The organism is Alkalibacillus almallahensis, from assembly GCF_011761495.1.
Lineage (GTDB): Bacteria > Bacillota > Bacilli > Bacillales > Alkalibacillaceae > Alkalibacillus > Alkalibacillus almallahensis.
In genome coordinates this window covers 123,138-137,711 of record NZ_JAASRU010000004.1, presented here as the reverse complement: position 1 = coordinate 137,711, position 14,574 = coordinate 123,138, and the positions used below count along the sequence as shown (strand labels likewise).

At 37.1% G+C, this 14,574-nt stretch carries 13 protein-coding genes, 1 pseudogene and 1 riboswitch; of the genes and pseudogenes, 12 read left to right on the top strand and 2 right to left on the bottom strand.

The window, feature by feature from the left end:
• Nucleotides 1-3: 3 nt before the first annotated feature.
• From FHR85_RS05265 to FHR85_RS05245, 5 genes are all read left to right on the top strand, one after another.
• The gene (locus tag FHR85_RS05265) at nt 4-1,272 is read left to right on the top strand and encodes a DUF58 domain-containing protein (protein ID WP_167261820.1); all 1,269 of its coding nucleotides are present in this window, start codon (nt 4-6) and stop codon (nt 1,270-1,272) included.
• Complete coding sequence (locus tag FHR85_RS05260; RefSeq protein ID WP_167261819.1) at nt 1,269-3,503, top strand: DUF4129 domain-containing transglutaminase family protein; 2,235 nt, start codon at nt 1,269-1,271, stop codon at nt 3,501-3,503. The genes FHR85_RS05265 and FHR85_RS05260 overlap by 4 nt, the downstream gene beginning before the upstream one ends.
• Nucleotides 3,504-3,546: 43 nt before the next feature.
• Nucleotides 3,547-3,648: riboswitch (purine riboswitch) on the top strand.
• A gap of 125 nt (nt 3,649-3,773) precedes the next feature.
• Nucleotides 3,774-5,111 (top strand): NCS2 family permease, encoded by a 1,338-nt coding sequence (locus tag FHR85_RS05255; RefSeq protein WP_167261818.1) that lies wholly within the window; start codon nt 3,774-3,776, stop codon nt 5,109-5,111.
• A gap of 671 nt (nt 5,112-5,782) precedes the next feature.
• Complete coding sequence (locus FHR85_RS05250; protein WP_167261817.1) at nt 5,783-6,349, top strand: DUF2179 domain-containing protein; 567 nt, start codon at nt 5,783-5,785, stop codon at nt 6,347-6,349.
• Nucleotides 6,321-6,503, top strand: a complete 183-nt coding sequence (locus FHR85_RS05245; RefSeq protein ID WP_167261816.1) for an NETI motif-containing protein — start codon at nt 6,321-6,323, stop codon at nt 6,501-6,503. Before FHR85_RS05250 ends, FHR85_RS05245 begins: the two co-directional genes overlap by 29 nt.
• 73 nt (nt 6,504-6,576) lie before the next feature.
• Here FHR85_RS05245 and FHR85_RS05240 read toward each other — a convergent pair whose 3' ends face one another.
• Nucleotides 6,577-6,903, bottom strand: a complete 327-nt coding sequence (locus tag FHR85_RS05240) for a YgaP family membrane protein (protein ID WP_167261815.1) — start codon at nt 6,901-6,903, stop codon at nt 6,577-6,579.
• 81 nt (nt 6,904-6,984) lie between these two features.
• Here FHR85_RS05240 and FHR85_RS05235 point away from each other — a divergent pair, with 81 nt between their 5' ends.
• The 5 genes and pseudogenes from FHR85_RS05235 (at nt 6,985) to FHR85_RS14610 (ending at nt 11,290) form a co-directional block, all read left to right on the top strand.
• Nucleotides 6,985-8,733 (top strand): adenine deaminase C-terminal domain-containing protein, encoded by a 1,749-nt coding sequence (locus FHR85_RS05235; protein WP_167261814.1) that lies wholly within the window; start codon nt 6,985-6,987, stop codon nt 8,731-8,733.
• A gap of 36 nt (nt 8,734-8,769) precedes the next feature.
• Entirely contained in the window at nt 8,770-9,846 is a 1,077-nt protein-coding gene (locus FHR85_RS05230) for a DUF3048 domain-containing protein (RefSeq protein ID WP_167261813.1), read from the top strand.
• Between the two features lie 16 nt (nt 9,847-9,862).
• Nucleotides 9,863-10,168, top strand: a complete 306-nt coding sequence (locus FHR85_RS05225) for a YerC/YecD family TrpR-related protein (protein ID WP_167261812.1) — start codon at nt 9,863-9,865, stop codon at nt 10,166-10,168.
• Nucleotides 10,169-10,395: 227 nt separating this feature from the next.
• The gene (locus FHR85_RS05220) at nt 10,396-10,680 is read left to right on the top strand and encodes a hypothetical protein (protein ID WP_167261811.1); all 285 of its coding nucleotides are present in this window, start codon (nt 10,396-10,398) and stop codon (nt 10,678-10,680) included.
• Nucleotides 10,681-10,787: 107 nt separating this feature from the next.
• Nucleotides 10,788-11,290 (top strand): annotated as a pseudogene (locus FHR85_RS14610) (VOC family protein).
• Between the two features lie 123 nt (nt 11,291-11,413).
• On the opposite strand, the gene FHR85_RS05210 reads toward FHR85_RS14610, so the two are convergent.
• On the bottom strand, nt 11,414-11,968 hold the full coding sequence (locus FHR85_RS05210; protein ID WP_167261810.1) for a helix-turn-helix domain-containing protein: 555 nt from the start codon (nt 11,966-11,968) through the stop codon (nt 11,414-11,416).
• Nucleotides 11,969-12,197: 229 nt separating this feature from the next.
• Between FHR85_RS05210 and FHR85_RS05205 the strand changes: the two genes are divergently transcribed.
• Both FHR85_RS05205 and FHR85_RS14605 read left to right on the top strand, forming a co-directional pair.
• The gene (locus FHR85_RS05205) at nt 12,198-14,075 is read left to right on the top strand and encodes a serine hydrolase domain-containing protein (protein ID WP_167261809.1); all 1,878 of its coding nucleotides are present in this window, start codon (nt 12,198-12,200) and stop codon (nt 14,073-14,075) included.
• A 255-nt stretch (nt 14,076-14,330) separates the two neighbouring features.
• Nucleotides 14,331-14,441: a 4-methyl-5(B-hydroxyethyl)-thiazole monophosphate biosynthesis protein gene (locus FHR85_RS14605; protein ID WP_424923977.1), complete on the top strand. Its 111-nt coding sequence runs from the start codon at nt 14,331-14,333 to the stop codon at nt 14,439-14,441.
• Nucleotides 14,442-14,574: the final 133 nt, after the last annotated feature.

Below are 14,574 nucleotides of genomic sequence, written 5' to 3'. Positions count from 1 at the left end.
ACAATGATTCAATCCATTAAAACAATCGTTACCTTATCCTTAGTAATAGCGCTGATGGCGCTATTATTTACATATAGTATGTTTCAAGGTGGTTTCGTTAGTTGGTTCTTGTTTTTTAGCTTTATCCCCATATTATTATATGCGATTTTTATGATTTTCTATCCAATGGGTTTAATGAAAGTTGAAAGACATGTGCATCAACATTATCTGAAAGCCGGGCAGACTTTGAGAGTAACAGTCACAATTAGAAGACGTATTCCTTTTCCCTTGTTTTATTTAATCGTTGAGGACGAACTTCCAGAAATGGTGACATGGCATGATACGAAGCAGTATAAGTATCGGTTTTTAGGGTATCCAGACCAGTTAAAGAATCGAAATAAGGCGAAGACGGTTATGTTTCCATTCTTGCGTCAGAAATTGCAATTTAATTATGAAATTGATGCAATTCCGCGTGGGCGTCACCACTTTAATCAAATTAAAGTCGTAACAGGTGATTTGTTAGGATTTGTGAGAAGAGAACAACTGGTGAATGTTGATACTTACGTGTTAGTGGAACCCGGCGAAATTCCGCTCACTCTGGGTATTGAACAATCAACTTTTGAAGAAGGACAACAATCGAATTATACGGTGAAAGCAAATCATACGAATCTTGTCTCAGGTGTACGCGACTATGCTCCAGGAGACCAGATGTCTTGGATTGACTGGAAGACGACAGCTCGGAAGCATGCGCTAGTGACAAAGGAATTTGAAGAAGAGAAACAAAAGGACTTAACGATTATTCTGAATGGTCATGCAGAAGATGATCGGCGTTGGCTGGCATTCGAAGCAGGTGTGGAATTAACTTATTCAATCTCGTTAGAAGCATATGAGGATTATGGAGATGTCAGTGTTGTAGCATTAGGCAAAATACGCGAAGATGTAACATTAAAGCATGGGAAACAATCATTTGAAAAATTAACTCGCATGCTTAGTCAGATTCAAATGGTGAAAGAGAATCAATTCGCTAAACAGTTGAAGCGAGAAGCGTGGCATTTATCGAAGGATCGTCACCTTGTCATTTTGACGCATGATTTATCAACATCTATTTATCAAACAATCTTACAATTAAAACAACAACAAGTTGATGTACAGCTCGTCTTTGTACGTAGTAAGCATTTAATAGGTCATGATGAGCGTCATGGTATGGATCAACTCCATTATGGGGGCGTTCGTGTCACTTGGTTGAATGAGGACCGTTTGACGAAAAGACAGATTGAGGTGAGCGCATCATGAAGCTAAAACTAGAACAATCGAATCGTTTAGTTAGTTTGGCGCTCTATGTCGGCAGTATGTTCCTATTAATGGAATGGGTCTATCCACTAGATATAGTCACAGATACGGGTCAGTCTCATTTATTTATTGTTTTTATTGTTGTCATGTTTGCCTTGTCATTGATTCATTTACCATTCGGGCTAATTTCGGTCATCAAAATAGGGATTTTGCTATTATTTATTCATCATGTCTTTTTCGATACAGCTTTCTTTTCGACTGAATGGTTGAAGCTGTTCTTTGAAGAAATGGTGTTTAATGTCCAAGAATCGGTTCAGCAAAATTGGCAAACATTAACGCCCGTTTTTCGGACGTTTCTCTTTTTAATATTACTATGGATGTTAAGCTATTTATTATATTACTGGTATGTGGTTGTTAAACGTCCACTTGCGTTTATTTTTCTAACAGTATTATATGTGACGGTATTAGACACGTTTACGGTGTATGAAGCTAATATTGCTATTATTCGTGTCTTTAGCTTAAGTGCGCTGTTACTCGTGTTAGCAAACTTTCACCGGATTGTTGAAAGTGAGAGCCTAACAGAACCTAAGGCTCGCCAATTTATTAAATGGTTGGCTCCGATGATCTTAGTGATTGGCATAAGTGCTGCGATTGGTTATGCTGCGCCGAAATATGAACCGCAATGGCCAGATCCAGTCTCATTTATACAATCAGCTTCAGAGAATGGCTTTGGAAGTGGAGCTGGATTTGGCGGCGTTCAGCGTGTCGGTTATGGGGAGCATGATGACCGACTAGGTGGTGGCTTCCAGATGGATGATACGACCGTTTTTTATGCAACAGCTAGTGCTGAACGCTATTGGAAAGTCGAAACGAAGGATGTCTATACAGGCCATGGTTGGGAGCGTTCCAGTGAAGGTGAACGAATCGCGAGTGAGACAGGTCAGTTTCCAGAGATTTCGCAATATGGCGATGTGGTAGCGCGAGAAGAGTCTAGTTTAGATTTACAAATGATTGAACCAGGTAATTTAACTAAAGTTCCTTATATATACGGTACAGAACAAGTGGGAACAACCAATGACCAAATCAATTTTGAATATAATCTCGTAACGAATGAGCTCTTGTCTTTAGATAATGGTGACCAAACGCTTGTAGAGGAAGATTATTCAATACAGGCTGATCGTCCTGATTTCCCAAGGAATGCTATGCGCGAAGTTCCGGTTGCTTATCAAGAGTCGTCAGGCATTAACCAAGATTATTTGCAGTTACCAGAAAACTTACCTGACCGCGTGAGTAATCTTGCGGGTATGATTGTATCTGAAGAGGACCAGAATCGATATGATTATGCCATGGCCATTGAAGACTACTTCAGTGAAAATGATTATGAATATGCGACTGAAGACGTCGCTGTTCCAGATGAAGATGAGGATTATGTCGATCAGTTCTTGTTTGAAACGAAACGAGGTTATTGCGATAATTTCTCAACGTCGATGGTTGTGTTGTTAAGATCATTAGATATTCCGGCGCGCTGGGCGAAAGGGTTCACAGGTGGTGACCGAGCATTCGAACAAGACGCGTTCCCTGAAGCTGGATCCGATGTTTTTGAAATTCAAAATAACAATGCCCATTCTTGGGTAGAAGTTTATTTTCCTGATGTTGGTTGGGTTCCATTTGAACCGACGATCGGCTTTCAGAACCAAGTAGACGTCTCTACTGGTGAATCGATTGATGATATTTTAGATGACAATCAAGATGATGCGCTCGATCAGCCTGAATCATCTGAACAACCCGATGTTGATAATCAGCTTGAAGAAGGTGAAGAGGAAAATGATTCTGAAGCGGCTGGTACTAGTGATGACTCATCTGTTTCACCGTGGATCGTTATTTCGATAAGCGTCATCATCGTCGTCCTTGTCGGATTATTGATTTATTATCGTGATCGGTTAGTCTATGCATGGCGAAAACAGCGACTAAAACGTCATGCTAATCAAGCGACCATAACTGAATCGTATCAGTTTGTGATGAAGTTGCTGGCGAAAAAAGGCTATCCATTTAAGTCTGGGGAAACATTACGCGAGTATGCCAAACACGCCGATCAAATCTTAGACGGTCGTAGTATGAGCGAACTAACACATCACTATGAACAATTTATTTATCGTGAAGACTCCTTCCAATCAGATCAATCGGAGTATTACCGCCTTTGGAAGAAAGTCACGGATATGATTTTGTCGAAATAGTGGTTGACTAAAGTCTAGTATAAAGATAAAGTAATAGTGTAAACAAAATTCGATATGGAACACTTGTATAATATTGGGAATACGGCCCAAGAGTTTCTACCGGACTACCGTAAATGGTCCGACTATGAGTGACTAATAAACGACAGCAGAGGTGTGTGTGACGTTCTATGCGTTGATACCTTTGTGTCGGTTTGTCCTCGTATGCACTCTTGGCGATTACGCTCAAGGGTGCTTTTTTTTGGTGTTTCATAAATGGGGGAGGACAGATTGTTGAAAAATTATTTTCGTTTTGAAGAGTTAGGTACGAATTACCGCCGCGAAATCATGGGTGGGATCACAACGTTTTTAGCGATGGCGTACATATTGTTCGTCAATCCATCCGTACTGGCTTTGTTGGATGTAGAAGAATTGCCACAAGGGGTCACGCGGATGGATCCAGATGCGGTGTTCGTCGCAACAGCTCTAGCCGGTGCAATCGGGACACTCGTTATGGGACTAGTTGCACGTTATCCGATTGCTTTAGCTCCAGGGATGGGGTTAAATGCGTTCTTTGCTTACACCGTTATTTTACAATGGGGCATTCCATGGGAAACAGCGCTAGCTGGTGTCTTAGCTTCTGGATTAATATTTATGGTCTTAACATTAACGGGTGTGCGTGAGAAAGTCATTAATGCAATCCCGAATAATTTAAAACTAGCAGTTGGTGCAGGTATTGGTGTCTATATTGCGTTTATTGGTTTAACCAACGTAGGGATTATTGAAGCGGATAAAGATACGTATTTAACACTTGGAAATCTTGAAGATCCAAATACATTACTTGCGGTCTTCGGAGTGGTTGCAACAGTTATATTATTAACGCTCGGCTTTAAAGGTGGCGTGTTTTATGGCATGATCATCACGGCGGTTGCTGGCATGCTAGTCGGCTTAATCGATCCACCATCTGGTATGAATGATGTCGTCAGTAGCGTACCAAGTTTAGAGCCAACATTTGGAGCTGCATTTGGCAACTTTGGTGAGATTTTTACGTTGCAAATGCTCGTGGTCATTATGACGTTCTTATTCGTTGACTTCTTCGATACGGGTGGAACGCTAGTCGCGGTTGCCACACAAGGCGGTATGATGAAGGAAGGTAAATTACCGCGTGCCAACCGAGCACTATTCTCAGATTCAACAGCAACTGTAGCAGGGTCGATTCTCGGTACATCAACGACAACGTCATTTATCGAATCGACAACAGGTGTTAGTGCCGGTGCTAGGACAGGCTTTGCCTCAGTGGTGACGGCCATCTTATTCCTACTCGCATTATTCTTCTCACCTCTGTTAGGGATTGTGACGTCAGAAGTGACAGCACCAGCACTGATTATAGTTGGAATTTTAATGGCAGCCAACTTGCGTCATATTGAATGGGATCAATTCGAAATTGCAGTCCCAGCGTTCCTGACATTAATTGCGATGCCACTGACTTACAGTATCGCAACAGGAATCGCAATTGGTTTTATCTTCTATCCAATTACGATGTTGGTGAAAGGTCGAGCGAAAGAAATACATCCTGTTATGTATGTACTATTCGTGATTTTCCTACTATATTTTATTTTCTTACCTGAATAAATCAATTTGAGCTCATGTTCTTTCTATAGAGCATGAGCTTTATTTTATCTGAGTTCTTATTTAACTAGGTCGCTGATATTTTAGCTGATCTCGCTGATAAAAATGAGATGGCGCCGATAAAACTTAAATGGCGCTGATAAATTGAGAAAGTCGCTGATATAATTGGGATGGCGCTGATAAATTAAGTATTGAGCTGATATCACAAAAATATCGGCGACTCCCATGAAGATTAGCTCATCTTATAAGGGTCGCCGATAAATTTAGTTGAGTCGCTGATAAAATTCAAAAGTCGCCGATAAAATCAGGATGCCGCTGATATATTCCGTGAGGCGCTGAAATAAATCGCAAGTTGCCGTTAAGCAAAATATATCGGCGCCCAGGTCTGTGATTTCGCTGATATATGTGCGGGGTCGCTGATATATTCTGGAAGGCACCGATATTAGAAAAAGTCGGCTGATCAACAGTGCCTAACCAAAAAAATTTGTCACTCATTAGTGAAACATGCAAAAGATCATTTATCATGATTGATCGGTGCAAGCCGTATAATAAATGTTGTGTACAATATTGATGAAGTATTGACAATAAGGGTATTCGCTTGTAATCTAACCGAAAAATCATTTACGATATGCAATATATAAGCGTTTGGATCTTATTGGAAGAGGAGGCCCTAAATGTTAGAATCTGGACTCATAATGTTATTAATTATCTTTGGTGTTAACATTGTTTATGTATCCTTATTGACTGTTAGGACTATTTTTACGTTAAAAGGGCAAAAATATATTGCAGCTTCTGTTGGTGTATTTGAAATTACCTTTTATACAGTTGGTTTAGGATTAGTCTTGGACAACATTGGCGAAATTCAAAACTTAATCGCTTATGCACTCGGTTTCGGTGTTGGTGTTATTAGTGGTATGAAAGTTGAAGAAAAATTAGCAGTCGGCTATATTACGGTTAATGTCATTTCGTCTGATCCGAGCATTCCATTTACTGAATCCCTAAGAAATCGTGGGTATGGTGTAACGAGCTGGTATGCATATGGCATGGAAGGTGACCGTTTAGCGATTCAAGTGCTAACGCCGCGTAAATATGAATTAATGTTATATAAATCAATTAAGGAAATTGATCCGAGAGCATTTATTATTGCGTATGAACCACGCCAGATTCATGGTGGTTTCTGGGTGAAGAAAGTTAGAGGGAGTCGATTGAAGCGTGAAGAAGAAAAAATTCAGAGTCAGTGATTATCAATCGATTGATGATTGTTTGAATCAGATGCAATCAGAAGGTTATCGGCCGATTAAACGTATTGAAAAGCCTGTTTTTGAAGAGCAACAATCGGGTGAGGCTGAGCCTGTTGAACAGGAAATTGTTTTTCAAGCTGTAAAGGATGAATAATTCGATTACGAAGACATACAAAATCCGAACACGTACAGAAGACGGTTCGGAGTTTTGTATTTGATAGCTGTATTTAATCCGTAACTGGACGATCTGTGGATTGTGACGATTGGTTTTCTACCGAAGAATAATCCTCTGCAGATGATTCACCTTCGATGTTCGTTGGGTCAGAAAATAAGTTAAATGGTAAATTGGCATTGATTTGCTTTTTCACCATGTCGGTTACGGGACAATAGCGTACAATTCCTTCAGCGACCTTCATAGCTGCCGCAAGAATCAAGAGATAATAACGTTGATGCCACGGGCGTTTAGTCGCTTTGACTGTTCCGTAGCTAATCAAAAACAATCCTAATGTTATTCTTACTAATGCATTAATGGTTCCGATGTTTTGTTTTCCCATTTTACCCTTCCCTTCAAGAGTTTAATGTATTAAAATTTTACATAAGTGGATAGTGCACGTTGATGAACGGAGGCATGGATAATGAAAGAACAATTATACAGATGGCGAAATAAACAAATTAGACAACATACCGCCGTGGTTAATGGCGACATTGCACCTACTCTCGTCTTAAAAAATGCGACCTACTTAAATGTTTTTCTAAAACAATGGGTAAAAGCGAATATTTGGATATATGAAGATCGCATTGTCTACGTTGGTGACGATATGCCAGACTACGTGTCAGATCGAACGGAGATTAAAGATTGTTCTGGTCAATATCTTGTACCTGGATATGTGGAACCTCATGTGCACCCATTTCAGTTATATAATCCCCATTCATTTGTGGAATATGCATCAAAGCGAGGAACGACAACATTTGTTAATGATAATTTGATGCTGCTTTTATTATTGCAAAAAAAGAAAGCGTTTTCTTTATTGGATGATTCGCAAACATTACCAGTATCCATGTTTTGGAGTGCGCGGTTTGATTCACAGTCAGAGTTAAGAGACGAGGAAGAATTAATTAATAACGAGACAGTTTTAGATTGGCTTTCACACGATGCGGTCATGCATGGTGGTGAGTTGACGAATTGGCCAGAGATTTTGAATGAAGATGATCGTGGTTTATATTGGATGCAGGAAACGAAACGTCACCGCAAAGTAGTGGAAGGTCATTTTCCAGGTGCTTCGGTAAAAACATTAGCGAAATTAAAATTACTGGGAGCAGATGGTGACCACGAGTCGATTTCAGGTGAAGAGGTTTATAATCGTGTTAGTTTAGGTTATTATACTGGCTTACGCTACTCTTCTATTCGACCTGATTTACCTAATATTCTGGATGATTTAAAAGCATATGACGGCGATTATTACGATTATTTATTTTTCACAACAGATGGTTCAACACCATCATTTTATGAACAAGGTGTCATCGATCGTTGTGTAGAGATTGCAATTGAAAAAGGTGTTGAGCCCGAACAGGCTTACGCCATGGCAACCATCAATTCAGCGCGCTATTTCGGAATTGACCATCGACTCGGTAGTATCGCCCCTGGTCGGATCGCGCATATCAACTTCTTAGAAGCCCCAGATCAACCGAAGCCAACAGCCGTATTAGCTAAAGGCGAATGGATTACGTTTGATGGTTATGCATTTCAGCGGTTAATACCTGATATTGAATGGTTGCGTTACGGATTTAGTGAGTTGAATATCGATTGGTCGTTACGTAAAGATGATTTGATCTTCTCATCACCAATTGGTATGAAAATGTTAAATGACGTGATCTTGAAGCCATATCCTGTGAAATCAGAGTCACAAAGCCAGCATTTGCCTGAAGAAGACGACACTGCTTATGTGATGCTAATGGACCGTGATGGTGAATGGCGTATTTCTTCATTCTTAAAAGGATATACGAAATCAATCGGCGGTCTCGCGAGTTCTTATTCTAACACAGGTGATATTGTCTTAATTGGCAAAAATACAGACGATATGAATATGGCGTTCGAGCGGATGAAAGCGTTAGGCGGTGCGATTGTTGTTGTGAATGATGGTGAAATTATTTACGAATTAGCACTCCCATTACAAGGGGTGATGTCGGATTTATCAATGGATGAATTGATGGAAAAAGAACGTGAACTAAAAACGCTAATAAAGGGTCATGGTTATCCTTATAGTGATCCTGTTTATACATTGTTGTTTTTATCATCAACGCATCTACCTTATATTCGTATTACCCCAAAAGGTTTAATGGATATTAAGAAAAAAGAGATACTCTTTCCTTCTGTTATGCGTTAAAATAAAACTAGACCATTCACAAAAAGGGTGTTGGATATGAAAAAGATGATTTGGCTATGGGCGCTAGTGCTTACAGTCGTGTTAGTAGCTTGTAGTGACGGGGAAGAAAGCGAGCAAGACCAATCAACAGAAGATGAGTCAGCAACAGAAGAGCAAGATACAGAAGAAACGAATGAAACTTCAGACGAAACTGAAGAAACGTCAGAACCAGAATTCACTTATCCATTAACAGGTGAAAAGGCAGACGAAGAGATTAATCGTCGGGCACTTGCGGTTATGGTGAACAATCATCCATCTGCAAGACCGCAAACTGGATTGACAGATGCTGATGTTGTTTATGAGTTTTTAGCTGAAGGCTGGATTACCCGATTAGTAGCGTTGTACCATAGTGAAATACCAGAACAAGTCGGGCCAGTTCGAAGCGCGCGTTCGTATTATATTGAAACAGCTAAAGCTCATGATGCACTATACGTTTATCATGGAGCCGCTAATTTTATTGAAGAAGATCTTCGTAATGGCTGGGTCGATAATTTAAATGGAGCTTATCATGATGATGATAAACACTTATTTAGGCGTTCATCTGATCGGCGTGCGCCACATAATTCATACGTCTTTTTAAATAATGCATATGAGGTAGCGTCGAACAAAGGCATAGAAACTGAAATGGATCATGAAGGGTTTAATTTTAGATCCGTTAATAATGAAGAACCTGTTGAAGGTGAAATAGCTGAATCGGTTAGTATTAGTTACTCATCTAATCGAAGCGTGTCTTATCAATATGATGAAATTGAAGGTGGCTACGTTCGATCAAGTGATGGCCAACAAAACAGTGATTTAGTGACAGGGGACCCAGTTGTTCTCGAAAATGTGTTAATATACGAGACAGGGCATGAAGTCATTGATGATGCTGGTCGCCGTGATATCGATATTCAATCAGGTGGCCAAGGATATGCCTTGCAAGAAGGTAAATTAAAAGAAATCCAATGGGAAACCGTGAACGGTGTCATGACGCCAATGGTTGACGGTGAACCGTTAGAATTATTACCAGGACAGACATGGGTTAACGTGGTACCAGAATCGCCAGGATTAACTGAATCCGTTACATACGAGTAACGAAGGAGGCAAATACATGCAAATTGATAAATTACGTGGTCGTGAATTAGACCAATTATTTGAAGCGATTTTACAATTAAAAGATGTTGAAGAATGTTATCGATTTTTCGATGATGTGGCAACAGTGAATGAGATCCAAGCGTTAGCACAACGTTTAGATGTCGCACGTATGTTACGCGAAGGCCATACGTATCAACGCATTGAGGAAGAAACAAGTGCTTCAACAGCGACAATCTCGCGTGTTAAGCGTTGCTTGAACTATGGCAATGACGCTTATGAATTAGTGCTTGACCGTGTTCATGAAGAAAAATCACAATCATAAATTAAAACTTACCCATTAAGTTTCAGTAGTACAATTTTGGAGAATAAATATTCATTTTCCCTGATTGTACTACTTTTTTTATATGATAAATCACAAGAAAAACAGTAAAATAATAGTAGAAATTAAAGGATTAAAAGTATATATATAGTAAAATAAGTGGAACGTAACTATTCAATAAACATAAGCGAATAATTGTGCATGGAAACAAGATATTTAGGAGGAGTAAGATGCAAGAAAAAGCCAACTTTTGGTCATTTATCTTTTCTGTTATTTGTATACTCTTGTTTCTAACAGCTTCGTTCTCAGGTTGGATTAGTGATTCTGTAGTGGGAATCCACCCATTGACCACCGTTTTAGGGATAACATTATGTACATTTCTGCTTGGTATATTTGGTTTATCTGGGGTTAGAAACTTGATGGGTCTTGCAAGAAGTGTGTCTACAGTCGTTATTACACTTAGTTTATTAGTTTTTCTTGGGGTAATTTTACTATCTGTGAGTTTAATTAACTAACGTGAGCAAGAGTTGAATAAGGAATTGCACTACTTGTTCAACTATAGCCGCAGAAGAGTTGAAGAAGAAATTATTATTACACATCACATGAAAGAAGTTTTTACAGAATGATTAAAGGATTATATGAAGCATATTTACCAGTAAGTAACATAGCAAAATCAATTGAGTTTTATAGCAGCCTGGGGTTAGAGTTAGCGCATCATGGAGAAGCTGTAACATTTTTTGGGATTGAAAAAGGAAAAAAGTTGGATGGGTCTTTGGGAAAGCGATAAAGTTGAAACACCTTATCATCCTTCTCTAACACACATTGCATTTCATGTAGAATTAGATGATTTGTTGTGGGCGAAAGATTGTTAGAGAAAAGAGGTGTTAGTGTTCGAAAAGCCTTTGGTTTTCAACCAAAACAAAAACAATTGTTCTACCGAATAATCCACAAACTCATGCTGCTTTGTATTTTAAAGACCCAGACGGAAATTCTTTGGAGCTTATTACCACATTGAAAACAGATGAGGAAATTGATTTCATAATGATGGATTTCAAAGATTGGAATGACAATAGATTTTGTCATCTTGCTAAAGGTTGTGTTAATTCCTGTGCTAATTCAGGTTAATCTTAGAAATAAATCCCTTTGTATCAATAAAAATTAGCAGCCCAAATCTATTGCTAATTGGACTGCTATTTAGTGTGTTATTTACGGTTTTGTACTCCAAAACCGAACCCGTTACTTTTCAAGCTATTCATTTTTTTCTGGAATAATAATTGAAGAGATGGTTCTTAACCTTCTTTCACTATTTGGCTCGTTATTCATTCTTGACGTAATAATCTCATTTATTTCGTTCTGCATTTGATTTAATTCATTATCAGACAGGTGCAAACTTGCCATTGCATAAGTAGCTAAATCTGGGTCATTATCAATGTAATCCAAATAGTGTTCGTATTCAATTTGGTTTATCATCAGAAAATTTAGGAAAAGAAGTAATTTTTCATCTTTCGGCATTTTTTCTAAGTCTGATGCAGTTAACGATACTCTGTTAAAATTTAATGCATAAACACTTTCAATATTTCCTCTAACTTTTTGTTCACTTTCAACATAAAGTATTTTATTCTCTAAAAGAGTATTGATATGTCTGTATAGAGTTGCTTGAGGAACGTCCTTTATTTCCTTGAATAGTTGCATGGCCGTTAGTTCAGCGTATATGGTTAATGTTCTAATTATTTTTAAACGAACAGGATGAAATATTGTATCAATTATATTTTTAGACAGATTAATCACCTCCAGAATAGGCAATGGTCTATTTTTACCCTTCTTAACTTCCTATTATAATAAATGATAATATAAGCTCCTATCTATTTCAATGAACATAACCCATTGTTATAACTTAGTTCAATTATTAAGACATAGTTTTGACTATTTACTCTTGACCCAGTTATAAACATCAACTATAATTATCTTCAATGATTATCATTTATGGTAATCATTCATGATAATCATAATAACTTCGGAGTAGGAGGAAGAAATGAAAAAATCATTAATATGCATGATTAGTCTTTTTTTTATTGTCTCTTTAACTTTTAATGGTAAAGTAGGAGCAGAAGAAACAATTGAAAACGAACATTGGAAGGATTTCACGAACGATTTCTTTAAAGAAAAAATAGAGAATGAAGAACTTGTAGGAGTTACCCTTTCCGTTGTGGAAGATGGGGAATTAATTTTTTTAAAAGGTTATGGATATAGTGACCTGGAAAAACAAATTGAAATGGACCCATCAAATACAACGATTAGAGCTGGTTCAATAGGTAAATCATTTACTGTTACATCAATTATGCAACTAGCTGAACAAGGTATGCTTGATCTAAATGATAGTGTGTGGGAATACATAGATGTAGATATGCCACAAAAACCTAAACATTCAATAACTATCCATGACTTATTAACCCATACGCCAGGATTTGAAGAAAGTTTCTCAGGCTTTTTCGCTAATAGCAAAGATGATGTTTCAAATGAATATTATATTAAGAATTATATGCCTAAACAAAAAAATAAACCTGGAGCAGAAGTCCAGTATAGTAATTATGGTATGGGTTTGTTAGGGAAAGTGGTTGAAGATGTTTCAAACATGCCATTACATAAATATATAGAAAAAAATATTTTTGAACCATTAAATATGCAAGAATCAACCTTTATTCAAGATCATCAGGAAGAACAACTGGCAAAAAGCTATCATGGTAAAACTGAATTCCCATACCACTATTTTCATATTACTGGGGCTGGTGCATTAACAACAACATCTGAAGATATGGCTAAGTATATGAATGCACATTTGAATAAAGATGCTTTATCTTTAAATAGCAATTCTTTTTTTATGATGCATAATGCACAATATAAATCTATGGATGGAATGATAGGAGGGGTCACATACGGTTTCTTCGAAAAGAAAATTGGTTCTCAAAATATCATTCATCATGGAGGAGATATTGATGCATTCACTTCTGATATGATTCTATTTAAAGACGAAGGTGTTGGTTTGTTTATCTCTTTTAATAGTGTTTTAGGGATTGAAACTATAACGCTAAGGAATAATTATTTAGAAGAATTTGTAGAAAGAAAATTCGGTAATAACAAAGTAGATGTTATAGATAAAGCAAAACAGAAAACATCTAGAGAAATTTTAGAACAGTATGAAGGTAAATATGAAAGAAATAGAGTTATAGAAAGTGGACCAGCAAAAATTCAGAATCTTATCCCTAACCCTAACGATGCGTTGGATGTGGAAGTAGATGTATATGATAACGGTAAGTTTAAAATAGATGACCTAAGACTAAGTAATCAGGAAATTCATTTCATCGAAACGAATGATGATATGGTTTTCAAAAGTGAAGATGGACAATACACAATGGGATTTTCATCAGAAAATGGAAAAATAAAAATGGTAAACTCTGAATATCCAATGATGGAATATTATAAATCTAGCCCAATAAATGAAAAATCGATATCTTCTGTCATTGCTTTATTAATTATAATTTGGTCACTATTCTATATTTTATATTACTTGTTTGGATTTATTTATAAGAAAATTAAAAATAAATCACAGTCATTGGGAAAAATTAATTTTAAATTATTTTTAATCAGTATAAGCTTACCTCTATCGTTAGTTGCTATTACGCAAGCTTTAGATTTGATAACATTCGGTCAGATGAGTATAGCCAAAGCATTATTGATTAGTCCTTATATTCCCGTACTTTTAATAGTTTGGACAATTTATTCATGGAATAAGGCTGATAAAACTGAAAAGAAAAATAAAAAAGTATCCTTTATGGTTTATATATGGTCCTTTGTAATAGCCCTATGGTTGTTATTGTGCATCTATTGGGAAGTTACACCTTTTCATGTATAAGATGAACCTTGTCTTGTTCTACACAAAATCTTAATAAGATATTATAATTCATCATCAACAATTAAAAAATGCTAAGTTGTACACTTACACTTTTGGGTGGCGTTAGTTGAACAAGGCGATCAGGAAATTGATCGTCTTGTTTATTTTACTGATAAATTATTGGAATACTATGTTAACATTGTTTTAGATGTTTTAATTAGATCGGCTGGATGAAAAAATTGAATTGATAAGAATCATAGACTAAAGGAGTAAACCATGAAGGTAATTATTTATGTATATGATGGAATGACGATGCTAGATGCTATTGGACCATATGAAGCTTTAAGATATATGACTGATGCTGAAGTGTTATTTGTTGCAGAATAAAAAGGTGAAATAAAAGCTGACTCTGGATTCATTGATTTAAATGCTAAATATAGTAAAGGACTGGGTTTACTTGTTATACTAAAGAACTTAAAAAACATTCTCAAAATGATTAACTAAACATACTTTAACTAAC

Coding starts and splice junctions, on each gene's coding strand:
- FHR85_RS05265 (WP_167261820.1), top strand. CDS start 4: ATGATTCAATCCATTAAAACAATCGTTACCTTATCCTTAGTAATAGCG.
- FHR85_RS05260 (WP_167261819.1), top strand. CDS start 1,269: ATGAAGCTAAAACTAGAACAATCGAATCGTTTAGTTAGTTTGGCGCTC.
- FHR85_RS05250 (WP_167261817.1), top strand. CDS start 5,783: ATGTTAGAATCTGGACTCATAATGTTATTAATTATCTTTGGTGTTAAC.
- FHR85_RS05240 (WP_167261815.1), bottom strand. CDS start 6,903: ATGGGAAAACAAAACATCGGAACCATTAATGCATTAGTAAGAATAACA.
- FHR85_RS05235 (WP_167261814.1), top strand. CDS start 6,985: ATGAAAGAACAATTATACAGATGGCGAAATAAACAAATTAGACAACAT.
- FHR85_RS05230 (WP_167261813.1), top strand. CDS start 8,770: ATGAAAAAGATGATTTGGCTATGGGCGCTAGTGCTTACAGTCGTGTTA.
- FHR85_RS05225 (WP_167261812.1), top strand. CDS start 9,863: ATGCAAATTGATAAATTACGTGGTCGTGAATTAGACCAATTATTTGAA.
- FHR85_RS05220 (WP_167261811.1), top strand. CDS start 10,396: ATGCAAGAAAAAGCCAACTTTTGGTCATTTATCTTTTCTGTTATTTGT.
- FHR85_RS05205 (WP_167261809.1), top strand. CDS start 12,198: ATGAAAAAATCATTAATATGCATGATTAGTCTTTTTTTTATTGTCTCT.
- FHR85_RS14605 (WP_424923977.1), top strand. CDS start 14,331: ATGAAGGTAATTATTTATGTATATGATGGAATGACGATGCTAGATGCT.